This window comes from Ciceribacter lividus (assembly GCF_003337715.1).
Lineage (GTDB): Bacteria > Pseudomonadota > Alphaproteobacteria > Rhizobiales > Rhizobiaceae > Allorhizobium > Allorhizobium lividum.
This window is the reverse complement of record NZ_QPIX01000001.1, coordinates 766198-791700: the sequence shown is the minus strand read 5'-3', so window position 1 is coordinate 791700 and position 25503 is coordinate 766198. Positions and strand designations below refer to the sequence as shown.

Below are 25503 nucleotides of genomic sequence, written 5' to 3'. Positions count from 1 at the left end.
CCTGACGAGAAAGCCTTGTCACCTCCGCCGCCTCTTCGCCGGCGCCCCCCGGCGCGCGGGACGAGACGTTCGCCTCCCCTTCCATAGATACTAACCCATTGAGGTTATTTGCGATATCGCCCGTTTTTCACCCGAAAAGGCGAGGCGACGAAATGTACGGATGGGCGTAAGAAACTACAGAGGAAGACCGCGTCCACAGGGAGCGGCGGCGATAAATACCCTAAATTAGTCAGGAATAATGCATTCCTTTGATATTCGTCAATTTCACTATCTTCGCATATACACTAAATACCAGTAGATATTAATGGGTAATTGAGAGTACCTACCGTGCAGCCAGGATCCATGCTGCCGGCGGTCCGTCACGCGCGCGGACGCCGGGCCAGAAAAGATGCGCCCATTTTCTACGATCCCGGATCGAGACGCGGGACGATCGTCAAGATCGGTGCCGCAATTGTGCTTGTCTTCTTCGCCCTCTGGTTCGGAGCCTTCGGTGCCAGCCTCTATCTCCTCGGAAAACTGCCGTCACCCGGCATCGTCCACGACGGTGCCGGTGCACAACAGCCCATCGATGCTCCCTCTCCTCGCGCGCCCGCTCCGGCTGGGGCCTCAGACCCGACCACGCAGTCGCCAATGAGCCCCGCGATCCCGTCGCAGGTCTTCGGCTATCTCCCCTATTGGCCGGAATGGAGCGACCTTTCGCTGCAGAAGGACCTGCCGGCATTGGACGGCCTGATGCCGGAATGGTACCAGATCGCCCTGCCGGAGGGCGATCTCGTCCCCTTCGGCTTCTCCGCCCCCCACCAGCAACGAGTCGTCGAGATCATCGCACGCCGGCGTTCGACACTCACCCTGCTGCCGGTCGTGGACCTCTCCACCGCCAACGACCCCGCAAAGACGGCTGCGGCCCTCGCCTCCCCTACGACGTCGACGCGGATCGCCGAAGGTCTGGCACGCGAGGTTCGGGCAAAGGGCTATGACGGCATCTGCCTCGATGTCGCATCCGTGCCGGGGACGGCCTATCGCGACCTGGCGCGCCTGCTCGCGTCGCTGAAGCAATCCTTCGCCGCCGCCGGCAAGCAGACCTGCATCATCAATCCGATCACAGAGGCTCCCTGGAGCGAACCGACAGTTGACGCCGTGGTCGACCGCTACGTCGTTCTCGCCTTTCAGGATCCGGGCGAGAGCCCGCGGCCGACGCCGCTGGCGCCTCAGGACTGGCTGACGACCGCCCTGACCTCCGTCCTGGCCACGGTACCGGCCAACAAGCTGATCGTCGCGCTCGGCACCGGCGGCTACGACTGGGTCAGCAATGCCGGCGAGCCGCAGCCCATATCCTTCCCGGAAACCGCACGCCTTTCGGCGCTCCACGGCGGGAGTATCCGGCTTGACCCTGTATCGCTCAATCCGACGACACGGTTCGTCGACAGCGACGGCAACCGCCACCGCATCTGGATGCTCGATGCGGTCTCCTTCCACAACCAGCTGATCGCCCTCTCGCGCAGCGCAACGATGCCCGCCGTCGCCGTATGGCCGTCAACGGATGCCGACCCCGGCATCTGGCCCCTGCTCGACCGCAACGCGGCGCCCCGGTCCGTGCAGTCCCTGCTCGAGGAAGTCCCGATCGGCGATTACGTCGGCTACGACGGCAAGGGCGCCTTCCACAGGCTGGTCCGCGCACCGGAAACCGGCATCCGCAACGTCACCGTCGATCCCTCGACCGGCCTCATCGTCGCCGAAAACTACGCCCGCGCGGCCGAACCGTTCACGGTCCTGCGCTATGGCGCCGGCGAACCCAGAATGGTGGCGCTCACCTTCGATGACGGGCCGGACCGCGTCTACACCACTGCGATCCTGGACGAACTCGCCGCCCGCGGCGCGCCCGCAACCTTCTTCGTCATCGGCAAGGAGGCGCTCGACAATCCCGACATCATCCGCCGGATCGTCGACGATGGTCACGAGATCGGCGTCCACACCTTCACCCACCCGACGCTCGAGAATGCCTCAGGCTGGCGTGCGCGCATGGAGCTCAACACCACCGAGCGGCTGATCGGGAGCCTCACCGGCCGCCAGACCCTGCTGTTTCGCTCGCCCTACGGACGTAGCGAGGGGCCGTTGACCGGCGCCGAGGCCGGGCCGATGCAACTCCTGGACCAGCAGGGCTACATCGTCGCCGGTGCCGACATTGTGCCGCCGGACTGGCGGCGCATCTCCGCGGATGAAATCGTTGCTTCGGTCCTGCGCGACCTGAAGGCCGGCAGAGGCAACGTCATCGTGCTGCATGACGGCGGCGGCAATCGCGAGGCGACCGTCGAAGCGACGGCCCATCTCGTCGACACGCTGCGCACCGAGGGCTATCGCTTCGTGACGCTTGCCGACATGCTCGGCCTGCCCGCCGAAAAGGTCATGCCTCCGGCCGAAGGCCCCGGCACCACCTTCGATGCCGTTTCCTTCACCGCCCTGAGCCACTTTTCCGTAGCGATCAACGCGCTCTTCTGGGTTTCGGTGGTCGCCGGCGTGGCCCGCGTGCTCTTCGTCACGGTCGTCTCCCATCTCCGTCGCCGCCATCCCCTGCGGGATCCGGACTATGCCCCGCCGGTCACCGTGCTCATCCCCGCCTATTGCGAGGAGGACACCATCGTCGGCACCGTCGCCTCCGTGCTGGTGTCGGACTATCACGATCTCAGGGTGATCGTCATGGACGACGGGTCGACCGACAAGACCTGCAGCCGGCTCGTGCGGGAATACGGCGACGATCCCCGCGTCCGGATCATCCGGCAGAGCAACCACGGCAAATATGCCGCCCTCAATCATGCCTACACGCATGTCGACACCGACATCGTCGTGGCGATCGACGCCGACACCACGATCGCGTCCGACGCGATCGGCCGGCTCGTCCGCCATTTCCGCGACCCGGCCGTCGGTGCGGTCGCCGGCAACGTCAAGGTCAGCAACCGCGACCGTCTGCTGACGCGCATGCAGGCGCTCGAATACATCACGGCCCAGAACATGGACCGCCGTGCCGCAGAGAGAATAAACGGCATGCTCGTGGTCCCCGGCGCCATCGGCGCCTGGCGCCGCAAGGCCGTCGAGGATGCCGGCTACTATTCCGGCCAGACCTTCGCCGAGGATGCCGATCTCACCGTCTCGGTGATCCGCGCCGGCTACAGGGTCGTTTACGAGGAAGATGCGATCGCATTGACCAAGGCGCCGGCGGGCCTCGACCGCTTCCTGCACCAGCGCCTGCGCTGGCTGTTCGGCATGATGCAGACCGGCTGGAAGCACCGCGGGGCCGTGACCGAGATGAAGGGCCTCGGCCTCGTCTCGATCATTGACCTCCTGCTCGTCGGCGTGGTGATGACGGCGCTGGCGCCCCTCGTCGACATCATCTTCCTCTGGACGCTCGTCGACCACGCCATCGCGCTCTATTTCGACCCCTCGACGCCGTGGTCGCAGAGTTCGCCCTATATCGCGGCTGCCTACGGTGCCTTCATCCTGTCGGACCTCGCCTTCGGGCTGATGGCGTTCCGTTTCGAGAAGGGAGAAGACAAGCGCCTGCTTCTCCTGCTGCCGCTGCAACGGCTCTTCTATCGCCAGTTGCTCTGCATCTCGACCTACCGCGCGATCGCGCTTGCGCTCACCGGCCAGCTCATGCGTTGGCGCAAGACAGGCCGGGCCGGGCTGTCGACGACCGGGGAAGCGGTCCGCGTCGAGACCCACATCCCCCGGCCGACGTCAGGCCCGGTCAGAAGACCCGGCAACCGCTTTCCGTCAACGCACCGGCGACCACCGGCAGGTCCTTCCTTGGATGGATGATGACGGTCTGCAGGGCCGTGATCCTGTTCGCGCATGACTGCGCCTTGCTCGCGGTGCTGCTGCCGCCGCCGACATAGATGTCGAACCACGGATGGCCGCGGTGGCCGGTGTGGCAGGGCCCGTTCTGCGGGCGTGGACCGTCGCCGCAGACGTCCTCGACAATCGCATACTTCTTCAGCCGCTTGAGGTAGATCCGTGTCCCGGCAGGGATGTCGAGCGTCTGGCGGCCGTTGGCGATCGAGTGGCCGACGGCCAGCGTGATCGGATCGCTGTAGCTGCCCTTGCCGCCGGCGAGGCGATGGACGACTGGACGGGCGATTTCCGCCGAGCCCGGAGGTGTGTTGTCCCAGTAGCTGTAGCCGGTGATGTAGGCTGTCAGCTGGACCGTTTTGCTTTGGGCTACGGACAATTTGACATTTGTCAATTGCGCCGCCTCCTGAGCAAAGACGGGATTCGCAGATATACTTGCGCCCCCAAGAAACGCCGCGAGAGCGATTCCTGAAAACAACCTAAACGAGAAAGAAGGAGATTTTTGCCGCATGTTAGTTCCACCGTGAGAATTAGCAGGAGACCTGCCGGGGCAGGATGGATACTTCGGATTACGTCTTCATTGTGTTTGTAGATCAAATTTTAGGCATATAAAATTTTGGGTATTGCCGCAGCGTGCGAGCGTTCCTATCGGCGAGCATCCCGCTGGAATTGCAGGCGCATCAAGGTTCCGCAGCCGCCTTCGCGAACGCTCGATCCCCGTCCACACCTGGAATGAAGCGAGCGAATGCGGAAAGGGTCAGCGCGGCCCCCGGTAGAGACGGATGATTGCCATCGGTGAAAAGCGGAACGCCGCCCTGCATCACCAGGCACCGGACGGAATCGCAGAAGACCGGAGCCGGATCGACGAAATAGGCTCTGCCGGGAGCGCTCTCACCCGCACCGACCGCCTCGCGGAGCATGGAGCGCCCCTCCTCTGCCTGCTCCCCGAAGATGCCGACGGGATAGCCGACGTCTGCGGGCAGATTCTCTCCCCGCCATGCGCGATCCGCGATGTAGAACGGGATGTCGATGTCGGGCCGCGGCAGAGATCCCACCACGACGACGGTCTTGCCGGCGGACGTCAGGCTGCGGATCGCCTTCGCCAGCGCATCGACGATCGCCGCCTTCCTTTGCCGATCGCCTTGGGTGGGTTCGCCGTCGACCGGGTAGGAATAGAATTCGTCCGGGGCGAGCCGGTCCAGCATGTTGCGGGTCGGTCTGCGCTGGAAGTAGTTGTCCCAGGTCGCAAACAGGACCACCGTCTCGATGCCCGGCTTCCCCGACAGATAGGCCAGGACCTTTTCGTTGAATTCCGGACAGCGGACCGCCTTTTGCTGTCCCCGATTGAGAAGACCGGGAATCGGCTGACAGCTGGAAAGCGTCAATTGTTTGAGGGCGAGTCCGGACTTGCCGAGCAGGACACCGAGCGGCTCGGCAATCCGCCCAGCATGGCTGTCACCCCATATCGCGACCGTCGGCTCCACCCTCGCGCCGTGTATACAGGCGCGCTCCAGATCGATACCCTCGACATCGTCACGGCCGTAGAGGCACTTGCGGAAGCTCTGGCTGTAGGAACCGGAATAGGCAAGGATGTCGAGCACCTCCGCCGGCATGCGGAAGGGATAACCTTTGGTGAAGTGGCCTCCGATCGCCGTTGCGGCGATTACGGCTGTCGCGACACCGAACGCACGCAACTGTAGCCGCACGGGCACGGTTCGGTTCCTGAACGGCAGTTCGACGTACTTCCAGGAGAGGTGCGAAACGGCGAAGACCAGGGCTGTCAGAGCAAGCGCAGCGGCCAGGCTCTGTGGCTGATGGTTCGTCATCTTGGCGAAGCTGAAGATCGGCTGATGCCACAGATAGGCAGAGTACGAAATCAATCCGAGCCACGTGACTATCGGCAACGTCAGCACGCGCCGCGCAACCGAAGGCGCTTCACCGAATAGAAGCACCATTACGGTCCCGAGGACCGGCAGAAGCGTCCAGAAGCCCGGCCAGGCCGTATAGCTCGGGGTCAGGACGACGCCGGCCAGCAACAGCATTAGCCCGACATTGCCGATAAGAGCGCCGAAGGCATCCTTCCTTGCGACCCGGGCGTAGTAGAGAGCCGCCAGAACGCCGGCCAGAAGCTCCCACGCCCGCGTATGGATCAGGTAGAACGCCGCCATCGGGTGAGTTTCGTTGGTCGATACAGCAAGGGCGAAACTGGTGATGGCGACAACGGCCAGTACGATGGTCAGCCGTCTCCGCCCGAGCGGCCACAGGAGCGAAAAGAGCAGCGGGACGAAGAGGTAGAATTGTTCCTCGACCGCAAGGCTCCACGTATGGACCAGCGGATCGTGCGCGGCCTCCGGATTGAAATAGTCAATCCGCTTCCAGAACCACAGATTGGAGACGAAGAACACCGCGCTCACCGCGGCACCACCGAAGTAGCGCAGCGTGTGCGGCATCATCGTGAACCAGCCGACCACCAGCGAACAGAGGATAACGAAGAACAGCGCCGGCAGGATGCGACGCGCCCTTCTCCCATAGAAGTCCCGGTAGCTGAAGCTTCCCTCGGCCTTGGCGGATGCGATCTGGCCACCGATCAGGAAACCGGAGATGACGAAGAAGACGTCGACCCCGGCATAGCCGCCGCTGATCTGCGTTATGCCTGCATGATACAGTATGACGCTCGACACCGCGATGGCGCGAAGGCCGTCGATCTCTTTCCGGTAATTCATCTCTGTCCCGCCGCGCCCACACTCCCCCGCGCGGGCAACGGCAAAGTAACTATGGCAGCGCCTGCGGCCTGTCAACGCGTGCTGCCGACAACGGACGCGAACCGTATCCGGCAAGGAAGCGCCGTCGCGGGGATTTCGCACCGCATCCGTCGCAGGACATGAAGTCGAACTGCTGTCGCGCACGGCCACAGAGACTTGTCGCGGCGCCGGCCGCGACGAAGGGGCAGAAATTATGACGCTGCCGCCATTTACCCGAGCAGGCGGTCCAGCCATTCCCGCGAAAGCACGCGCTCGAGCTCGGCGGCGACCTCGTCGAGCGCCGTCTCGACGCCCGCCCGGTAGTTCTCGCCGCCGCCCTCGATCCCGAAGCTGGCGAGCAGCCGCTTGCGATAGGCGTCGCTGCCGAACAGCCCATGCAGGTAGGTGCCGATGACACGCCCGTCCGGCGAGCTTGCGCCGTCGGCGCGTCCGTCGATCGTGACCGGCGGGCGGGCGCAATCCGGCCCCTCGGTGCGGCCCATGTGAATTTCGTAGCCGGAGAGCGGGACGTCGTAGTCCACAGAATGCGCGGTGCTGTTGCGGACGGTCTTTTCCTGCGCCATCACCGTCTCGACGTCGAGGAGGCCGAGCCCGTTGATCCGCTCCTTTGCTCCCTCGATCCCCAAGGGATCGGCGACACTCGTCCCAAGCATCTGGTAGCCGCCGCAAATGCCGATCACGCGGCCGCCGCGGCGCACATGCGCGGCGATGTCGTTATCCCAGCCTTGGCGCCGCAGATCCTCGAGATCGCCGATCGTCGACTTCGATCCGGGCAGCACGACGAGACCGGCATCGACGGGAATGCGCTCGCCGGCACGCACGAAGACCAGTTCCACTTGCGGCTCGGCGGCAAGCGGGTCGAGATCGTCGAAATTGGCGATACGCGAGAGCATCGGCACCGCGACCTTGAGCGCCGCCCGGCTGCCGCCGGCGAGCCGCTCCAGAACAACAGAATCCTCGGCCGGTAGCCGCGAGGCCGCCTTGAGGAAAGGCACGACGCCGAAGCAGGGCCAGCCGGTAAAGCCTGCGACGGCTGTGATCCCGTCGGCAAACAGCGAAACGTCGCCGCGGAACTTGTTGATGATGTAGCCGGTGATCATCGCCCGGTCCTCGGGCGGCAGGATGGTGTGGGTGCCGACCAGCGAGGCGATGACGCCGCCGCGGTCGATGTCGCCGACGAGCACGACCGGGACGTTGGCCCGCGTCGCAAAGCCCATGTTGGCGATGTCGCCGGCGCGCAGGTTGATCTCCGCCGGCGAGCCCGCGCCCTCGACGATCACCAGGTCCGCACCGTCGCGCACCTTTTCATAGCTTTCGAGCACGGCCGAGAGCAGTTGCGGCTTCAGCCGCTGGTAGTCCCTGCCCTTCGCCTGCCCGAACACCCGCCCCTGCAGGATGATCTGGCTGCCGGTGTCGGATTGCGGCTTCAGCAGCACCGGGTTCATGTGCACCGAGGACGGCGTGCGCGCGGCGAGCGCCTGCAGCCATTGCGCCCGGCCGATCTCGCCACCGTCGTCGGCGACCGCCGCATTGTTCGACATGTTCTGCGGCTTGAAGGGCCGCACCTTGAGGCCGCGATTGGCGGCGAGCCGGCAGAGGCCTGCGACCAGCACGGTCTTGCCGACGTCGGAGCCGGTTCCCTGCAACATTACCGCCTTCGCCATTGCCCGTTCTCCCGACTTCGCACCCGCGCTGCAGCCCGCGGGCCGATCGCCGCTTCTCTCCTGCCGAAATCTCGCCTGCGCCGCAAGGCCTCTCGACCCGGACGGACGTTCGTCTTCGCTTTCGTTCGAAAAGAAGAGCCGCCCTGACGGCGGCAAGATTGGTGCGTCCCGTCGGATCACCTAGAAGTCCGCCCATGGGAGCCCGGGGCTTTCGGCGTCTCCGGTACGCAAAACACCTGAGCCGGAGACGCTGACGGCGAAAGACCGCGCCGACAGCCATAGCCGGACATTATTACCGGATGGTTTACCTGCGCCGGCTTGTCCACCTTTTTCGCGCCGGTGGTCCCTGCGGCGTAAACGCGAATTCAAACATAGTAAAAAGCTTTTACTTTCAGTCGCGTGAAATCATCTGTTAACGCAACCTGAAAGTTCGAAGGTTGATTTCTCCAGTGGACAGGATACCTTTTTCATCGAGGCCTCGGAGGGATAGGTCCCGCATCTGTGCCGATGCCGAGCGTCTCCTCGCATCGCGCGTCCCGTCGTCGGGCGCGCCCTCACCATGGCGCGGCAAATCTGTCGTATGGGCGAACGCGACTAAACGCATTGCAGGCGGCCGAAGCCGTCGAAAGAAGAAGACAAGGGAACCATAAGACCAGGAGGTCCGAAGACATGATGAAATTTCTCGCTGCCGCGCTCCTTGCCGGCGGGCTTTTGTCCGTCGCAGGGACCGCCGGCGCCGCCGAATGCGGCGATGTCTCGATTGCCGAAATGAATTGGGCCTCGGCCGGCGTCGCCGCTCATGTCGACGGGATCATCCTCGAGAAAGGCTACGGCTGCAACGTGACACTCGTCACCGGCGACACCGTTCCGACATTCGCCTCGATGAACGAGAAGGGCGAGCCGGACATGGCGCCGGAGCTCTGGGTGAACTCCGTGCGTGCCGCGCTCGACACCGCCGTCAAGGAGGGCCGCCTGATCCAGGCCGCTCCGATCCTCAGCGACGGCGGCGTCGAAGGCTGGTGGATCCCGAAATTCCTCGCCGACGCCAATCCCGACATCAAGACGGTCGAGGCGGCCCTCGCCCGTCCCGACCTCTTCCCCGCGCCGGAGGATCCGTCGAAGGGCGCGGTCTACAACTGCCCCTCGGGCTGGAGCTGCCAGATTTCCACCGCCAACCTCTTCAAGGCGGTCGGCGCCAAGGACAAGGGCTTCGAGCTCATCGACACCGGCTCGGCCGCGGGCCTCGACGGATCGATCGCCAACGCCTTCGAGAAGAAGACAGGCTGGCTCGGCTATTACTGGGCGCCGACGGCGATCCTCGGCAAATACGAGATGGTGAAGCTGAGCTTCGGCGTCGAGCACGACAAGGCGGAGTGGGACCGCTGCACCGGCGTCGCCGACTGCCCGGACCCGAAGGTCAACTCCTATCCCGTCGCCGGCGTCTTCACCGTCGTCACCAAGGCCTTCGCCGAAAAGGCGGGTGTGGCGATGGACTATGTGAAGGCCCGCACGTGGGACAACCAGACGGTCGGCGCCGTGCTCGCCTGGATGGACGAGAACCAGGCGGACAACGAAGAGGCGGCCGAGCACTTCCTCAAGGAATATCCCGACCTCTGGACCACCTGGGTTCCTGCCGACGTCGCGGCAAAGGTCAGGGAATCGCTCTGAGCCACCGCGAACGGCCGCGCCGTTCGACGCGCGGCCGGCCCCGCCGGCCTCCGTTCGCCCCCGGTGCAGAGCTTTCTCGCCGGCATCCCGAAAGGAACCCGAGACATGGCCTCTGGCATCTGCGCCTTCCTGCCCGAACTCGCCTGCCGTTTCCCCGCCCTCGACGAGGCCCTGTTGCGGGATGTCCGCAAGGCGGTCGACGCAGCCTTCAAGACCTTCGTGCGCACCTATGGCGACGCGATCGACCGGGCGACTGATCCCCTGCAATGGTTCCTGAACGGCCTGGAAAAGCTCTTCGTCGACGCACCGTGGCCGCTCGTGCTCCTCCTCGTCGCGGCGGTCGTGCAGGCCGTCGGCCGGGATCTGCGGATCACCCTCGGCACCCTTGCCGCGCTCATCGCGATCGGCCTCGTCGGGCTCTGGGAGGATACCATGGTGACGCTCGCCATGGTCACCGTCTGCACGGCCGTCTCGGTCGCCGTCGGCATTCCGCTCGGTATCGCGCTTTCCCGCTCCGACCGGCTGCAGGCGGCGGCGATCCCCGTCCTCGACGTCATGCAGACGCTGCCGAGCTTCGTCTATCTCATCCCCGTGGTGATGATCTTCGGCATCGGCAAGGTGCCGGGTCTGATCGCCGTCGTCGTCTACGCGGTGCCGCCGATGATCCGCCTCACCAATCTCGGCATCCGCCTCGTCGATCGCGAGGTCATCGAGGCGGCCGACGCCTTCGGCTCCTCCGCCCGCCACAAGCTCTTCGACGTCCAGCTGCCGCTTGCGCTCCCGACCATCATGGCGGGCATCAACCAGACGATCATGATGGCGCTCGCCATGGTCGTCGTCGCCTCGATGATCGGCGTCGGCGGGCTCGGCCGCAACGTGCTACAGGCGATCACCAACCAGTTCTTCACCATCGGTTTCCTGAACGGCTTCGCGCTGGTGGCGATCGCCGTCGTTTTCGACCGGGCGAGCCAGTCCTACGGCAAGCGCCTGCAGCGGCATCTGGAGGTCGTCCATGGCTGAGGGGCGGATCGAGATCCGCGGCCTTTACAAGATCTTCGGTCCGCATGGCGAGCGCTATGTCGACGAGGTGAAGGCCGGCCTCTCCAAAGTCGACCTCAACGCCCGCTACGGCCATGTCCTCGGCCTCAAGGATATCGACATGACGATTCCGGCCGGAAGGGTGACCGTCGTCATGGGCCTTTCCGGCTCGGGCAAGTCGACGCTGATCCGCCACATCAACCGGCTGATCGAACCGACCGCCGGCGAGGTCCTCTGCGACGGCGTCGACGTCTGCCGCATGAGCCCCGCCGAGCTTCGCCACTTCCGCCGCCACCGCACCGCAATGGTCTTCCAGAACTTTGCGCTGCTGCCCCACCGCACCGTCCTCGAAAACACGCTCTACGGCCTGAAGGTCCAGGGCGTTCCCCACCGGGAAGGCATACGGCGCGCCGCCCGCTGGATCGCCCGTGTCGGCCTTTCCGGATACGAGGACCACTACCCGAACCAGCTCTCCGGCGGCATGCAGCAGCGCGTCGGCATTGCCCGCGCGCTCGCCACCGACGCCGATATCCTGCTGATGGACGAGGCCTTCTCCGCCCTCGACCCGCTGATCCGCGTCGACATGCGCTCGATGCTCCTCGACCTGCAGGCAGAGCTGAAGAAGACCATCGTCTTCATCACCCACGACCTCGACGAGGCGCTGGCGCTCGGCGACCGGATCGTCATCCTCCGTGACGGCGAGATCGTGCAGCAGGGCAGCGGTCAGCAGATCGTGCTCGCCCCCGCGGACGACTATGTCGCCGCCTTCGTGCGGCAGGTGAACCGCGGACGGGTCATCGAACTCGGCGCTGTCATGCGGCCCGTGGACGGCACCGCACGGGATCTCGCCCTGCCCGCCTCGACCCGGCTCGAAGACGCCGCGCGTGCGATGACCGGCGCGGGACGATCCACGGCAGCAGTCGTCGATGCGAATGGCGCCATCGTCGGCTGCGTCGACATCGCAACGATCCTCGCCGCCATCGTGACGCCGGCCGCCGCACCGCCCGCCGCGGATTGAGCCGCGCGAGACGCAGGCGGCAAATCCCGTTGCGGCGCAGGCCGGCATTCTCTATGGGTTGACCGACAGATTTCTTAGAGGGGACGACCCATGGCCACCGCTTCCGATCCGCTTTCCAGACTGCTTGCCGAGAAGGGCGTCCTGCTCGCCGACGGCGCGACCGGCACGAACCTGTTCGCCATGGGGCTCGAAGCCGGCGAGGCGCCCGAGCTCTGGAACGAGAGCCACCCGGAGCGGATCGTCAAGCTCCACCAGGACTTCGTCGATGCCGGCGCCGACATCATCCTCACCAATTCGTTCGGCGGCACCCGTCACCGGCTGAAGCTCCACAAGGCGGACGATCGCGTCTTCGACCTCAACCGGAAGGCCGCCGAAATCGCCCGCTCCGTCGCCGACAAGGCGCCGCGCAAGGTCATCGTCGCCGGTTCCGTCGGCCCGACGGGTGAACTCCTGCAGCCGCTCGGCGCGCTCACCTACGAGGATGCCGTCGCTGCCTTCGTCGAGCAGATGGAGGGCCTGAAGGCCGGCGGCGTCGACATCGCCTGGATCGAGACCATGTCCTCGCCCGAGGAAATCCGTGCCGCGGCCGAAGCCGCCGTCAAGGTCGGCCTGCCCTACACCTATACCGGCTCCTTCGATACCGCCGGCAAGACGATGATGGGGCTTGCGCCGAAGGACATCCACGGCGTTGCGAAGGACATCGGCGCGGGCCCGGTCGCCGTCGGCGCCAATTGCGGCGTCGGCGCTTCGGACATCCTGGCGAGCCTGCTCGACATGACGTCGGCCGATCCCGCCGCCACCGTCATCGTCAAGGGCAATTGCGGCATTCCCGAATATCGCGGCGCCGAGATCCACTATTCCGGCACGCCGCCGCTGATGGCCGAATATGCCAAGCTCGCCCGCGACGCCGGTGCGAAGATCATCGGCGGATGCTGCGGCACCTCCTGCGGCCACCTCGCCGCCATGCGGCAGGCGCTCGACAACTATACGCCGGGCCCCCGCCCGACGATCGAGGCCATCGTCGAGCACATCGGCCCGCTGCGCAACAAGACCGCCGAGGAATCCTCGGGCGATGCCGGCCGCGAGCGTCGCGGCCGCCGCCGCGGCTGACCACATCGGCTGTCCGGTCATTCGCCGGGCAGCCGTCTCCCGCGCTTGCGTCACCGGCCCGGCTGTCCTATCCGGATGAAAAGACAGCCGAATCGAAAAGACGAGGGAACACGTCATGTCCGCGCAATCGCTCCCCTTCCCCGACCGCGAAACCGTCGCCGACAAGCTCGCGACGCTTGCCGATGCCGACCAGGCCTTCCTGAAGCTCCTCTTCGAAAACCCCGCCCAGGACGAAAACCTGCTCGAAGGCCTGCATCTCTATATCGATCGCGCCGCGGCCGCGCCCTTCCTCAATTCCCTGAAACTCGAACGCTGCGGCGAATGGCTCGGCAACACCGCACCCGCCCGGCTGCAGATCCGGCTTTCGGAAGCCGCGAAATCCGGCCAGCATCCCGCCTACAGGGCCTTCCGCACCGGCCTCGATCGCTCCGGCGGCCTCGAGCGCGCCTATCCGAAGTCGTCCGTCTGAGGGGGAAGGCTCTCAGGGCGTCCGCCCGCTGCTGGAGCTCAATTGCGGCACGGTGCCGATCACCGCGATGATGGGGCCGAGCGGAAACAGGCGGTCACGCCGCCCGCGCTCGGGGATGTAGGCGCTCGAAATCGTCCCGTCGAGATAGAGCGCGTTCGGGCAGCCGAGCGTGTCACGGAAGAGGCGGGCGAAATCGTAAAGGCGCACCGGCGTGTTCGAGATGACGAAATGGACCTTGCCGTCCCGGTCCACGCCGACGCCGTTGCGGATCTTGAAGCTGTCACTGTCGGGCAGGAATTTCGGGTGCATCGTGCCGCCGATCACCAGCATCGGCCCCGACTGGGTCGCATAGTCGGCGGCGCCGTGGCGGCGGGCATAGCACCGGCTTTCGGTGATCGCCGCCTTACCGTCCGTTAGCGAAAACACCCCGTTCGGCAGCAGGTGGAAATTGCCCCATCCGGCCTTCGTGCTGATCGGCCGGCGCTCGACGCCGTATTCGACGAACAGCCCGACCGGCGACAGGTCGGCGTGATACATGCCGCCATTGGTCGCGAAGACGAGATAGTGTCGCTCCTCCCAGAGCTGCCGCACCAGCGCATCGAAGCCGGAGAACGGCTTTCCTTCGGGATCGCTGTGATAGACGCGGATCTCTTCCGTCTTCGGATCGAAGCTGCACACCGTGTAGCCGGCACTCTGGACGACGAGGTCGCGGCAGGCGGCCGTGGCCGGGCCGGATAGGCACGCGGTCGCGATCACCAGCATGATTGCGGCGACGAGGCGCCTTGCGAAAACCCGCTGAATTCTCATCGATATCCTGTCTGCGCAAGCCGCCTGACGTGAACAGTCCGGTCTCGAGACTTATGCCGCACTTGCCCTCGCGTTGAAAGCCGCTCAGCCGACGGGAAGCGAAAGTGCCGCCATGTGGAAGCGGATTTCCTCCGCCGGATAGGTGTAGTCCCGCCCGACCGGGCAGGTTGCGCGGGCCCGGCAGCCCTCGTCGAGGCAGATCCGCCCCTCCTCCGAGGCGAGAAGGCGTCTGCAGGCGGCGACGTCGAAACGCGCCGCCGTCACAGCGTCCGCGGGACAGGCCGTCAGGCACGGCTTCTCGCAGCAGCTTTCACAGACCGGCACCCGTCCGCCCTCTTCCGTCTCGATGTCCGAGAAGTCCTCCGCGAAGCCGAGCGCGGCCCGATAGCCGTGCCAGAGGCCGTAGCGGGGATGGGCGAGGATGCCGAGCGGCGAGGCCGCAAGTCCTTCGGCGGCGATCGCCCAGCGCTGGAACGGCTGATACGGAGGATCGGAGGGATAGTAGGGAAAGGCGCCGAAGGCCGCGGCAATCGGGTCGATTACCGCCTTCGACCAAGTGTCGAGCGGGTCGGCAAGGTCGGCCGGCATTGTCGCCCGCCAGTCGCAGAAAGCCTGCCACATCGCGCCGCCGGCATGGCCGACGAGCACGACGGTTCTGGCGGTCCTACCACCGGGAAGGCGTGGTCCGCCCTCCCCCTCCGGAAAATGCACGCTGCCGCGTAGCATGAGCCCGTGCGGCCGGAGCGCCGCGCGCAAACTCTTAGGGCCGCTCACCGCGGCCCCTCGAACTTGTAATGCGGACGCCAGACCTCCTCCTGGATCATGTCGGCCACCGCGATTGCTCCGCCTTGCTCCCTGGCTTCGGGATGCCTTCAAGAGAAGGCGTCGGGCATCTCGTCCTTGCGCTTGGCGATATAGGCCAGGAGCGCCTCGTCGATCGCCGGATCGAGCGACGGCGCCTCGTAGGCGTCGAGCCACGAACGGCAGAGCGCGTTGGCGCGGTCCTCGATCCGCTTCTTGCCTTCGATCTCCCACTGCTCGAACGAGTTGTTGTCGGCGAGTGCAGAGCGATAGAAAGCCGTCTGGAAGTTCGCCTGGGTGTGGGCGCAGCCGAGATAGTGCGCGCCGGGGCCGACTTCGCGGATCGCGTCCATCGCTTGGCCGCTTTCGGAAAGATCGACGCCGGCGGCCATCTTCTGCATCATGCCGAGCTGGTCCTGGTCGATCATGAACTTCTCGTAGCAGGCGGCAAGCCCGCCTTCGAGCCAGCCGGCGGCGTGCAGCACGAAGTTGGTGCCGGCGAGCAGCGTCATGTTCAGCGTGTTGGCGCTTTCATGCGCGGCCTGGGCGTCCGGCACCTTGGAGGCGCAGAGCGAGCCGCCGGTCCGGAACGGCAGTCCGAGACGGCGGGCGAGCTGGGCGGCGCCATAGGAGACGAGCGCCGGTTCCGGCGTGCCGAAGGTGGGCGCGCCCGACTGCATCGAGATCGACGCGGCGAAGGTGCCGAAAAGCACCGGTGCGCCGGGACGCACGAGCTGGGTGAAGGAAGCGCCGGCGAGAACTTCCGCGAGGATCTGCGTCAGCGTGCCGGCAACGGTGACCGGGCTCATCGCGCCGGACAGGATGAACGGCGACAAGACGCAGGCCTGGTTGTGACGGGCATAGACCTTGGCGGCGCCGAGCATCGTCTCGTCGAAGACCATCGGCGAGTTGGCGTTGATGAGGTTCAGCATCACGCAGTTGTTCTCGACGAACTCGTCACCGAACACCAGCTTCGCCATGGCGACCGAATCTTCCGCGCGTTCCGGCGCGGTCACCGAGCCCATGAACGGCTTGTCGGAATATTTGATGTGGCTGTAGACCATGTCTAGGTGACGCTTGTTCACCGGAATGTCGACCGGCTCGCAGACCGTGCCGCCGGACGAATGGATCGACGGCGCCATATAGGCGAGCTTCACGAGATTGCGGAAGTCTTCGAGCGTCGCATAGCGGCGGTTGCCGTCGAGGTCGCGCACGAAGGGCGAGCCGTAGACGGGCGCGAAGACGGTCGCCTTGCCGCCGATCTGCACGCTGCGTTCCGGGTTGCGGGCGTGCCAGGTGAATTCCGAGGGCGCGGTCTTCAGGAGTTCGCGGCAGAGCCCCTTCGGGAAATGCACGCGCTCGCCCTTCACGTCGGCGCCGGCCTGTCGCCACATGTCGAGCGCCTCGGCGTCGTCGCGGAACTCGATGCCGATTTCCTCGAGCACCGTGTCGGCATTGCGCTCGATGATCGAGAGACCTTCCTCGTCCAGCACCTCGTAGACCGCGATCTTGCGGGTGATGTAGGGCATCTGCGGGCCGGCGCCCGCTCCGCCGCGCGATGCCCGGCGTGCAGCCGCCCCGCGGCCCTCACCCCGAGAACGCCGTCCGGCTGCGGCGCCCGTCTGCTCTGTCGTCTCGTCCATGGTCTTTTCCTCACTCACGCGCCCGAACGGCGCTCGTTATCGCGGCTATGCTATTCGTTTTGAGGCGTGAAACCTTTCTTAATGCGCCAACCACTTGCATGAGACAGACATCGGAGCACACGGGGCGGGCACCCGACCGGCGTCGACCTTGCCACCGCCGTCGCTTTTCGCGGCATGTGACGTCGCATTCGAAAGGGGGTTTCTGCTATATTGCGGTTTAACTGCATCACAGGCAGTCTCGAACTGCAATCGGAATCGCGTTTCAGGCAAGCGGGAACCAATACAATGTCAGATGACGAAATCATTCTTGAAGATCTGTCCGACGACGAGCTCGTGCAGCAGATGCACGACGACCTTTATGACGGCCTCAAGGAGGAAATCGAGGAAGCCACCCGCATCCTGCTCGATCGCGGCTGGGCTCCCTACGATGTCCTGACCAAGGCGCTGGTCGAAGGCATGCGCATCGTCGGCGTCGACTTCCGCGACGGCATCCTCTTCGTGCCGGAAGTGCTGCTCTCGGCGAACGCCATGAAGGCCGGCATGACCATTCTTCGCCCGCTGCTCGCCGCCACCGGCGCGCCGAAGCAGGGCAAGATGGTCATCGGCACGGTCAAGGGCGACATCCACGACATCGGCAAGAACCTCGTCGGCATGATGATGGAGGGTGCGGGCTTCGACGTCGTCGACCTCGGCATCAACAACCCGGTCGAGAACTATCTCGAAGCGCTGGAACGCGAAAAGCCCGACATCCTCGGCATGTCGGCGCTTCTGACCACCACCATGCCCTACATGAAGGTCGTCATCGACACGATGAAGGAAAAGGGCATCCGCGACGATTACGTCGTGCTCGTCGGCGGTGCGCCGCTCAACGAGGAGTTCGGCAAGGCGGTCGGTGCGGACGCCTATTGCCGCGACGCGGCGGTGGCGGTCGAAACCGCCAAGGAATTCGTCGCCCGTCGCCACAACAGCCTCGGTGCCCGCGCCTGATCGCGACGGCGGTCCGCGGACAGGCTCGAAAACCCGTGCGCCGGCCGCCTCAGCGGCCGGTGTCCATTTCTCCGGCGACCGTCCCGGCCGGCGGCCCCGTCCGCTGGCCGAGGTGCGGCCAGACGGACGACAGGCTTGCCGCCACGACAGCGGCAGCCATATGGTAGTGTTGAGCCTCGCGAACGTCTCGCATGCGACTGCGCGGCGACCCGAATTGCGTAGACGGCATTGGCCGTATCCTCGCCCATGTCCGTCTGGTGTTGCTGCAGCCGACGCGAGTGATGCCCGATGCGAGAAGAACCTTGGCGATTGCGAGTTTCCTGAAGATCATGACCGCAAACTCCGTGAACGACGGCGATCAAGTGTTCGGCTCCGCCTCCCTCCGACGCGGGGCGGCCGGAAAAGTTCATGTCATCGCCTGCGGCGCGATCGCGCGGGAGATCCTTGCGGTGAAGGCCCTGAACGGGCTCGATCATCTGACGCTCGAATGTCTGCCTGCGATCTGGCATGTCTGGCCGGACAGGATCGCGCCGTCCCTGCGCCAAAAAATTGCCGAGGCGCGTGCCGAAGGACATGAGAAAATCTTCATCGGTTACGCCGAATGCGGCACGCAAGGCGAGATCGACCGGATCTGTCGCGAGGAAGGTATCGAGCGGCTCTCCGGCCCGCATTGCTACGCCTTCTTCACCGGCACGGAAAAGTTCCTCGCCGAATGCGAGAGCGAATTCACAGCATTCTACCTGACGGACCTGATCACCCGCCAGTTCGAGGCCTTCGTCATCGAACCCCTGAAACTCGACCGCCACCCCGAAATCCGCGACATGGTCTTCGGCAACTACACGAAGATCGTCTACCTTGCCCAGACGGAAGACGCGGAGCTGCAGGCCAAGGCAAAGTGGGCGGCCGACTACCTGAAGCTCGCCTACGAATACCGCTTCACCGGCTATGGCGACCTGGAGCACGAGCTGAAGGCCGTCGCCGCCCCTAGGAACGGCGGCTGACGGCCTTTCTCCGGCGCGATCTCGAAGACGGATCAGTTGACCGAGTGGGCGACGCTGCGGCCGGCGTCCTGGGTCGCATCGACGGCATTGCCAACGTCGCGGCCGATGCCGCGGATGGTGTTGCCGCAGCCGGCGAGCGAAAGAAGTGCGAGGCCGATGAGGGCGGCCGCGGAAATGCGGGTGAAGGACACGGGGTAACCTCTCCTCTTGTTCCAAAGGGAATCTGCGACAGCGTCCATGGCACCGGCTTTGGGTAAAAACAAGGCGGAGCGCCACCTGAAAATTATGGGGCTTCATCCAGTCCGGAGGCGGGTTTCCCCGCCCCCGGAGGCCGATGATACGGGTATCTCGGCCTCAATAGCCGCGATTGTTCCCGACATAGACATTGCCGATCTGGCTGTCGGCGGTGTTGGCGACATCCGTCGACCCGACACGGTAGAAGCTCACGCCGTTGAACGCCGCCGGAACGATGGACCCGTTCGTCGCGCCGCTCACCACATTGCCGACGATCGAGATCCGGCCGGCCGAACCGTTGTTCGAATAGCCGATGCCGGTAACGGAGGCGTGGATGAGGTTGCCGGTCGCCAGCAGGTCGTAGGTCGCCTCGTTGGTGCCGAGCAAAATCCCGAATCCGGCCGCATCCTCGATCATGTTGCCGGTCAGCACGCAGAGCCCCTCGACCTGGATACCGCAGGCGTTCGAGACGGTCGGCGAGTAGCCCGGATCGTTGATCGTGTTCTTGGTCATGCCGCGAATGTGGTTCGACGAGATCGCGATCCGCCGGGCGATGCCGTCGCTGTAGAGCCCGAGGTTGACGACCTTGATACCGTCGCCCGCCTGCTCGATGATGTTGTCGGAGACCACCGCACCGTCGAGGTTCAGGCCCGGAGCGGTCGCCTCGACGAACACCGAGCATTCGCGCGCCGAGATGCAGTGATTGCCGGTGATCTGCGCGGCGCCGGACGCATTGAAGCGGATGCACGAATACTGCACGTTCGAGATCGTATTGCCCGAAACCTTCACGCCCACCGCCCGGTAGACGACGATGCCGTTGCCGTTCTGACCCGTGCCGCCGCCTGCCGTGTCGATGTCGTCGATGCGGTTGTCGATGATCGTCGAGCCATCATACTCGACCCCGCCGCCGGCCGGCTCACGCCAGACATAGACGCCGTTGTTCGAGCAGGTGGTGATGCGGTTGCGCACCACGTCGACGCGGCTGTTGTAGACGAGCACGCCGACCGAGCAGGTGTCGATCGCGCAGTCGGCGATCATGCCTTGCGCACCGGTGAGCGCCACCACGCCGGTCTTGGTGCTGGCGGTCACCCTGCAGCCGGCAAACTGGAAGCCCGTACAGTTCTGGAAGCGCACCAGGCCTGCCTGGTTCGAGCCGTCGCTGATGGCGGCATTCTGGCCGTCGAACACCACGCCCGACACCGAGACATCATTGATCCCGTTGACCTGAAAGAGATAGCTGCCGCCGGTGAAGCGCAGCGTCGCCGCGCCGGCAACTGCCGCCCGCATTGTGAACTTCTGCCCGCCGCCCGTTGCCGTGTCGACGGTGAGCGCGCCGGTCGAGAAGATGCCGCTCAAAAGCACAAGCGTCAGTCCGTTCGTGCGGGCATAGTTCATCGCGTTCTGCACGGTCGTCGACACCCAGCCCGTCCCCGGTGAGCTTGTTGCCGCACTGAGAACCAGGACTTCGCTTTCACGCTTGTAATAGGGCATGTGACGTCTCCTTGTGTTCGCCCGGCCATTCCCGCCGGAGCCGTTTTCTCGCCTTCGGAGTGCTTCTCAGCATCGAAGGAATATAATCCTATTCGTGATTCTGGTTGTTTCTATGACCGCAATGGCAGCCACAAGGTTGCAGGAAAGCCCGCAAATGCGGCCTTGTCCGCACTGCGCTGCCCGGTTCGCCTTAATGTCGCCGCAACATTTTCCGTGCACGATGGTCTTCATGGAGAATGAAACGGAGCGGATGACGGACGGAGTGGAACCGGTGGCGGCAGCGTTCGACCAGAACGGAGAAGGCCGGCCGGGTGAACATCTCTCGCGGCTGCTGGAGCGTCTGGCGCGGACGCCCCATGAACGCACCACCGTCCGCGACATCGCCATTGCGCTGCAGGACCGCTCCTTCGGCGCCTTTCTCCTGATCTTCGCCCTTCCCAATCTCGTGCCGGCGCCACCTGGCGCCACACTCGTCCTCGGCCTGCCGCTCGCGATCGTCGCCTGGCAGATGATCGCCTCGCCCCAGGGCCGCGTGGTTCTCCCACACTGGCTCGGCGACTACGGTTTCAGCCGCTCCACCTTCGAAAAGATTGTCGATAAGCTGGTGCCTTCGCTCCGCGTCGCCGAACAGCTGTTCAGACCGCGACGCTGGTTTCTCGGCAGCCGCTTCTCCGAACGCATCCTGGGACTTTACGTCCTTCTTCTTTCCGTGGTGGTGATCCTGCCGATCCCGCTCGGCAACTGGCCGCCCGCCTTTGCACTGGCGATCATCGGTTTCGCCCATTCCGAGCGCGACGGCCTCGGCGTGATGATCGGCTGCCTGGTCGGCGTCGTCGCCCTGCTGCTCGCCGGCTTTGTCGTCCTCACGGCGGGTGCTATACTCGCTCTCGTCTTCTGAGCCAGCCCGTGCGGCCCCGTCCTGCCAGTCCCGAATGACGCTAAATCCGCCGGAGAGAACCGAAGACGCCCGCGTGGTGGTGATGACCGCCGGCGGCCCCAATCCCGCCGTCGTCATCAATGCGCTTGCCGCGCGCTGGCGAAATCTCCACGTCATCCTCGAAGAGCCGGAATCGAAATTCGGGATTACCCGTCGCCGCGCCCGCCGCTTCGGCTGGCCGAATGCGCTCGGCCAGCTCGCGACCATGGTGGCCGGCCGCCTTCTCCGTCCGCTCTCCGCCCGCCGCACCGCCGAGATCTGCCGCAGCCGCAATGCCGATCCCGTCATGCCGCAACACGTCCCGGTCAGCCGGGTCGCCTCGATCAACGACGCGCAATGCGCCGACCTCGTCCGGGAGCTTCGACCCGCCGTGATCCTGCTTGTCAGCACCCGGTTGATGACGCGTCCGTCGCTGGAAAAGCTCCCCTGCCCGGTCCTCAACCTCCACGCCGGCATAAACCCCGCCTATCGTGGTCAGATGGGCGGCTACTGGTCTCTGGTTCTCGGAGACGCCGGCAATTTCGGCGCCACCGTGCACCTGGTCGACGCCGGCACCGACACCGGCGGCACGCTCTATGAGGTCCGCACCCGTCCGGAACCCGGCGATTTCATCGCCACCTATCCGCTGACGCTCACCATCGCCTCGCTGGAGATCGTAGGGCAGGCGGTCGAGGATGCCGTGCACGGCCGCCTGCGGCCGAAGCCCGTCGAAGGGCCGTCGCATTTGCGTTTTCCGCCACCGCTCTGGACCTGGTTGCTTTACGGCCTCACCCGCGGCATCTGGTAGGTTCCCGGTCGACCGGGAGCACAAATGCAGGAATTCTCTGCGACGTCGCTTTTTGCTCTGTGCGACGTCGTCGCAAGCGCAGTCCGCCGCACGGGGCCCGTGCAATGTGGCGGCAAAGGAGACCGAAAAGGCATGGCAGACTGCATCATCGTCTATTGGCGCGACATCCCCGCCCAGGTGATCGTCAAGCAAGGCAGGAAGACGGCAAAACGTGAGCTGTCACTGCGCTTCACCGAGGCGATCGACATGTGCGCGATGCGCACCGGCGCCGCCGAAACCGACGATTATCTCGCCGAGTGGCGCAAGGGCGATCCCGTGCCGGTCTCCGACGATCTCGAAGCCGAGGCCGACAAGGCTGCGGCCGCGATCGAAGAGGCATATGACAAGGCGCGGCTTGCCGCGCTCGTCCAGAAGGGAGGACGCGAGAATGGTTGACGGCAAACCCGGCCCCGGCAATGCGGCGCCGGCCAAGAAGGCGGCGACGGGGGCCTATACGCCCGCGGCGGTGTCGCCAAACCGCCGCGCGCGCCGTTCCTACACCATCCGTCTGTGGTCGGTGCGCCACTCTCGCTTCCTCGAATGGTTCTACGGCCGCTTCGCCAATGCCTTCCTGTGGCTGCATCCGGTCTGGAACCGCATCGGCTACGGCCGCGTCGAGCGTCCGGTGACGTTCGTCGAGCGCAACGTCAAGGGGCTTCTCTTCGACTGTCGCATGTGCGGCCAGTGCGTGCTCTCCTCGACCGGCATGTCCTGCCCGATGAACTGCCCGAAGCAGCTCCGGAACGGCCCTTGCGGCGGCGTTCGCGCCAACGGCCATTGCGAGGTCGAGCCCGACATGCCCTGCGTCTGGGTGCAGGCTTGGGCCGGCTCCCGCAACATGGTCAACGGCGACGCGATCCTCAAGGTCCAGAAGCCGGTGAACCAGTCGCTGCGCGAAACCTCGTCCTGGCTGCGCGTGACCGCCGAAGCCGCCGCCGCCCGCGAAAACGCCAAGAAGGGGGAAAGCGCATGAGCCCCGACATCAATCCCATCGATCCCGGCCTGCCGCTCGATCCGCTGCCCGGCCATTCCTCCCGCGGCCGCCTCGAGCGCGTCCTGCGGCGCGGCGAATTTGCCGTCACCGCCGAACTGAACCCGCCCGACAGCGCCAATCCGCACGACGTCTACGAGCGCGCCGCGATCTTCGACGGCTGGGTCGACGGCATCAACGCCGTCGATGCGTCGGGCGCCAACTGCCACATGTCGTCCGTCGGCATCTGCGCACTGCTGACGCGCATGGGCTATGCACCGATCATGCAGATCGCCTGCCGCGACAAGAACCGCATCGCCATCCAGGGCGACGTTCTCGGTGCCTCCGCCATGGGCGTGCAGAACATCATGTGTCTCACCGGCGACGGCGTGCAGGCCGGCGACCAGCCGGGCGCCAAGCCCGTCTTCGATCTCGACTCGATGTCGCTCCTGGAAACCGTGCGCACCATGCGCGACGAGGCGAAGTTCCTCTCCGGCCGCAAGCTGACGACGCCCCCGCAGGTCTTCCTCGGCGCCGCGATCAATCCGTTCGCGCCGCCTTACGACTTCCGCCCGCACCGGCTGGCGAAGAAGATCGCCGCCGGCGCCCAGTTCGTGCAGAGCCAGTACTGCTACGACGTGCCGATGCTGAAGACCTACATGCAGAAGGTCCGCGATCTCGGCCTGGATGAAAAATGCTTCATCCTCGTCGGCGTCGGCCCGCTGGCATCGGCCAGGACCGCCAAGTGGATCCGCTCCAACGTGCCGGGCGTCCACATCCCGGACGCGGTCATCGCCCGCCTCGAAGGGGCTCAGGACCAGAAGAAGGAAGGCAAGCAGCTCTGCATCGACATCATCAACGAGGTCAAGGAGGTCGCAGGCGTCTCCGGCATCCACGTGATGGCCTACCGCCAGGAGGAATATGTCGCCGAGATCGTCCACGAATCCGGCGTGCTGAAGGGTCGCAGGCCCTGGAAGCGCGAACCGAACCCGGTCGACGCGCTCGTCGCCGAGCGGCTGGAGGCGATCCGCGAGGAAAAGGTCGAGGACCAGCAGCAGCTCGCCGGCATCGCCGCCCAGCATCCCCATTGACCAGATCGAAGGCCGGCGCGCCGTTCGCGCCGGCAAATGTCTTTTGAACCCATTGCCCGCGCGCTAGACTGCTCTCCCGCGCATCCGACCGGAGGAATGAAATGACCCGCACCATCGTCGCGTCCGCCACCCGCGAAATCATCATCGGCTTCGACCAGCCGTTCTGCGTCATCGGCGAACGCATCAACCCCACCGGCCGCAAGAAGCTCGCCGCCGAGATGATGGAAGGCAACTTCGACACCGTCATCAAGGACGCGCTGGAACAGGTCGCCGCCGGCGCCACCATGCTCGACGTCAATGCCGGCGTCACCTCGGTCAACCCGAACGAGACGGAGCCGGGCCTCCTCGTCAAGACCATGGAGATCGTCCAGGGCCTCGTCGACGTGCCGCTCTCGATCGACAGCTCCGTGACCGCCGCCATCGAGGCCGCCCTCAAGGTCGCCAAGGGCCGGCCGCTCATCAATTCCGTCACCGGCGAGGAAGAAAAGCTCGAAGCGATCCTGCCGCTCTGCGCCAAGTACAACGTGCCGGTCGTCGCGATCTCCAACGACGAGACCGGCATTTCCCAGGACCCCGACGTCCGCTTCGCCGTCGCCAAGAAGATCGTCGAGCGCGCCGCCGACTACGGCATCAAGCCCTGCGACATTGTCGTCGACCCGCTCGTCATGCCGATCGGCGCCGTCGGCTCGGCCGGCCTCCAGGTCTTCGCCCTCGTCCGGCGTCTGCGCGAAGAGCTGAAGGTCAACACCACCTGCGGCCTCTCCAACATTTCCTTCGGCCTGCCGCACCGCCACGGCATCAATGCCGGCTTCATCCCGATGGTCATCGGCGCCGGCATGACGTCGGCGATCATGAACCCCTGCCGCCCGCAGGAAATGGAGGCCGTGCGCGCCGCCAACGTGCTGAACGGCACCGACGAGAACTGCTACAACTGGATCAAGACCTACCGCGACTATAAGCCGGCCGAAGGCGGCGCAGCCGCCGCTCCGGCTCCGGCTGCGGCCTCTGCCGGCGGCGGACGCCGCGGCGGCCGTGCCGCCCGCGTCGGCGCAGGTGCCGCGACGGAGTGATCCGGCACGACTGACGGCCTCTTCTCCGCGGCAGGAAGGGGAAGTCGTCCTGACGGACAGGAGACAAAGCGGC

23 protein-coding genes are annotated in these 25503 nt (G+C 65.4%); 14 read left to right on the top strand and 9 right to left on the bottom strand.

The window, feature by feature from the left end; genetic code table 11:
- The first annotated feature begins 327 nt into the window (after positions 1-327).
- Entirely contained in the window at positions 328-3813 is a 3486-nt protein-coding gene (locus DFR48_RS03795; RefSeq protein ID WP_147273504.1) for a glycosyltransferase, read from the top strand.
- Here DFR48_RS03795 and DFR48_RS03790 read toward each other — a convergent pair.
- The 3 genes from DFR48_RS03790 to DFR48_RS03780 all read right to left on the bottom strand — a co-directional run bounded on the left by DFR48_RS03790 (position 3743) and on the right by DFR48_RS03780 (position 8269).
- Complete coding sequence (locus DFR48_RS03790) at positions 3743-4237, bottom strand: hypothetical protein (protein ID WP_210205952.1); 495 nt, start codon at positions 4235-4237, stop codon at positions 3743-3745. The genes DFR48_RS03795 and DFR48_RS03790 overlap by 71 nt on opposite strands.
- A 286-nt stretch (positions 4238-4523) precedes the next feature.
- Positions 4524-6566 (bottom strand): acyltransferase family protein, encoded by a 2043-nt coding sequence (locus DFR48_RS03785; protein ID WP_170141785.1) that lies wholly within the window; start codon positions 6564-6566, stop codon positions 4524-4526.
- A 248-nt stretch (positions 6567-6814) separates the two neighbouring features.
- The gene (locus DFR48_RS03780) at positions 6815-8269 is read right to left on the bottom strand and encodes a cobyric acid synthase (protein ID WP_114361763.1); all 1455 of its coding nucleotides are present in this window, start codon (positions 8267-8269) and stop codon (positions 6815-6817) included.
- A gap of 669 nt (positions 8270-8938) precedes the next feature.
- On the opposite strand from DFR48_RS03780, the gene DFR48_RS03775 reads away from it, so the two are divergent.
- The 5 genes from DFR48_RS03775 to DFR48_RS03755 all read left to right on the top strand — a co-directional run bounded on the left by DFR48_RS03775 (position 8939) and on the right by DFR48_RS03755 (position 13572).
- Complete coding sequence (locus tag DFR48_RS03775) at positions 8939-9937, top strand: ABC transporter substrate-binding protein (RefSeq protein ID WP_114361762.1); 999 nt, start codon at positions 8939-8941, stop codon at positions 9935-9937.
- Positions 9938-10042: 105 nt separating this feature from the next.
- The gene (locus DFR48_RS03770; RefSeq protein WP_114361761.1) at positions 10043-10957 is read left to right on the top strand and encodes an ABC transporter permease; all 915 of its coding nucleotides are present in this window, start codon (positions 10043-10045) and stop codon (positions 10955-10957) included.
- Positions 10950-11993 carry a quaternary amine ABC transporter ATP-binding protein gene (locus DFR48_RS03765; RefSeq protein ID WP_114361760.1) on the top strand — a complete coding sequence of 348 codons (1044 nt, stop codon included), beginning with the start codon at positions 10950-10952 and terminating at the stop codon, positions 11991-11993. Before DFR48_RS03770 ends, DFR48_RS03765 begins: the two co-directional genes overlap by 8 nt.
- A gap of 90 nt (positions 11994-12083) precedes the next feature.
- A complete protein-coding gene (gene bmt, locus DFR48_RS03760) occupies positions 12084-13103 on the top strand; it encodes a betaine--homocysteine S-methyltransferase (RefSeq protein ID WP_114361759.1) in 1020 nt (339 codons plus the stop codon).
- Positions 13104-13218: 115 nt separating this feature from the next.
- Positions 13219-13572: a hypothetical protein gene (locus tag DFR48_RS03755; RefSeq protein ID WP_114361758.1), complete on the top strand. Its 354-nt coding sequence runs from the start codon at positions 13219-13221 to the stop codon at positions 13570-13572.
- A gap of 12 nt (positions 13573-13584) precedes the next feature.
- Here DFR48_RS03755 and DFR48_RS03750 read toward each other — a convergent pair whose 3' ends face one another.
- The 3 genes from DFR48_RS03750 to DFR48_RS03740 all read right to left on the bottom strand — a co-directional run bounded on the left by DFR48_RS03750 (position 13585) and on the right by DFR48_RS03740 (position 16823).
- On the bottom strand, positions 13585-14379 hold the full coding sequence (locus DFR48_RS03750; RefSeq protein ID WP_114361757.1) for a phosphodiester glycosidase family protein: 795 nt from the start codon (positions 14377-14379) through the stop codon (positions 13585-13587).
- A gap of 84 nt (positions 14380-14463) precedes the next feature.
- Positions 14464-15105, bottom strand: a complete 642-nt coding sequence (locus tag DFR48_RS03745) for a 4Fe-4S dicluster domain-containing protein (protein WP_170141789.1) — start codon at positions 15103-15105, stop codon at positions 14464-14466.
- 146 nt (positions 15106-15251) lie between these two features.
- The gene (locus DFR48_RS03740) at positions 15252-16823 is read right to left on the bottom strand and encodes a trimethylamine methyltransferase family protein (RefSeq protein WP_114361755.1); all 1572 of its coding nucleotides are present in this window, start codon (positions 16821-16823) and stop codon (positions 15252-15254) included.
- A 285-nt stretch (positions 16824-17108) separates the two neighbouring features.
- On the opposite strand from DFR48_RS03740, the gene DFR48_RS03735 reads away from it, so the two are divergent.
- The gene (locus DFR48_RS03735; protein ID WP_114361754.1) at positions 17109-17810 is read left to right on the top strand and encodes a corrinoid protein; all 702 of its coding nucleotides are present in this window, start codon (positions 17109-17111) and stop codon (positions 17808-17810) included.
- A gap of 49 nt (positions 17811-17859) precedes the next feature.
- On the opposite strand, the gene DFR48_RS21750 is transcribed toward DFR48_RS03735, so the two are convergent.
- Positions 17860-18039, bottom strand: coding sequence for a hypothetical protein (locus DFR48_RS21750; protein WP_147273503.1), 180 nt, complete (start codon positions 18037-18039; stop codon positions 17860-17862).
- A 100-nt stretch (positions 18040-18139) separates the two neighbouring features.
- Here DFR48_RS21750 and DFR48_RS03730 point away from each other — a divergent pair, with 100 nt between their 5' ends.
- Complete coding sequence (locus DFR48_RS03730) at positions 18140-18811, top strand: DUF1638 domain-containing protein (RefSeq protein ID WP_425359233.1); 672 nt, start codon at positions 18140-18142, stop codon at positions 18809-18811.
- Between the two features lie 32 nt (positions 18812-18843).
- On the opposite strand, the gene DFR48_RS03725 is transcribed toward DFR48_RS03730, so the two are convergent.
- Positions 18844-18987 carry an entericidin domain-containing protein gene (locus DFR48_RS03725; protein WP_483458454.1) on the bottom strand — a complete coding sequence of 48 codons (144 nt, stop codon included), beginning with the start codon at positions 18985-18987 and terminating at the stop codon, positions 18844-18846.
- A gap of 178 nt (positions 18988-19165) precedes the next feature.
- Positions 19166-20536: a TIGR03808 family TAT-translocated repetitive protein gene (locus DFR48_RS03720; protein ID WP_114361752.1), complete on the bottom strand. Its 1371-nt coding sequence runs from the start codon at positions 20534-20536 to the stop codon at positions 19166-19168.
- 229 nt (positions 20537-20765) lie between these two features.
- Here DFR48_RS03720 and DFR48_RS03715 point away from each other — a divergent pair, with 229 nt between their 5' ends.
- The 6 genes from DFR48_RS03715 (at position 20766) to DFR48_RS03690 (ending at position 25430) form a co-directional block, all read left to right on the top strand.
- The gene (locus tag DFR48_RS03715; RefSeq protein ID WP_245415511.1) at positions 20766-21434 is read left to right on the top strand and encodes an exopolysaccharide biosynthesis protein; all 669 of its coding nucleotides are present in this window, start codon (positions 20766-20768) and stop codon (positions 21432-21434) included.
- A gap of 34 nt (positions 21435-21468) precedes the next feature.
- Positions 21469-22260 carry a formyl transferase gene (locus tag DFR48_RS03710; RefSeq protein WP_245415510.1) on the top strand — a complete coding sequence of 264 codons (792 nt, stop codon included), beginning with the start codon at positions 21469-21471 and terminating at the stop codon, positions 22258-22260.
- A 132-nt stretch (positions 22261-22392) separates the two neighbouring features.
- Positions 22393-22695, top strand: a complete 303-nt coding sequence (locus DFR48_RS03705) for a virulence factor (RefSeq protein WP_114361750.1) — start codon at positions 22393-22395, stop codon at positions 22693-22695.
- A complete protein-coding gene (locus tag DFR48_RS03700) occupies positions 22688-23272 on the top strand; it encodes a methylenetetrahydrofolate reductase C-terminal domain-containing protein (RefSeq protein WP_112689398.1) in 585 nt (194 codons plus the stop codon). Before DFR48_RS03705 ends, DFR48_RS03700 begins: the two co-directional genes overlap by 8 nt.
- Positions 23269-24360, top strand: a complete 1092-nt coding sequence (locus tag DFR48_RS03695) for a methylenetetrahydrofolate reductase (protein WP_114361749.1) — start codon at positions 23269-23271, stop codon at positions 24358-24360. Before DFR48_RS03700 ends, DFR48_RS03695 begins: the two co-directional genes overlap by 4 nt.
- Before the next feature lie 101 nt (positions 24361-24461).
- Positions 24462-25430: a methyltetrahydrofolate cobalamin methyltransferase gene (locus DFR48_RS03690; RefSeq protein ID WP_114361748.1), complete on the top strand. Its 969-nt coding sequence runs from the start codon at positions 24462-24464 to the stop codon at positions 25428-25430.
- The last annotated feature ends 73 nt before the right edge of the window (positions 25431-25503 follow it).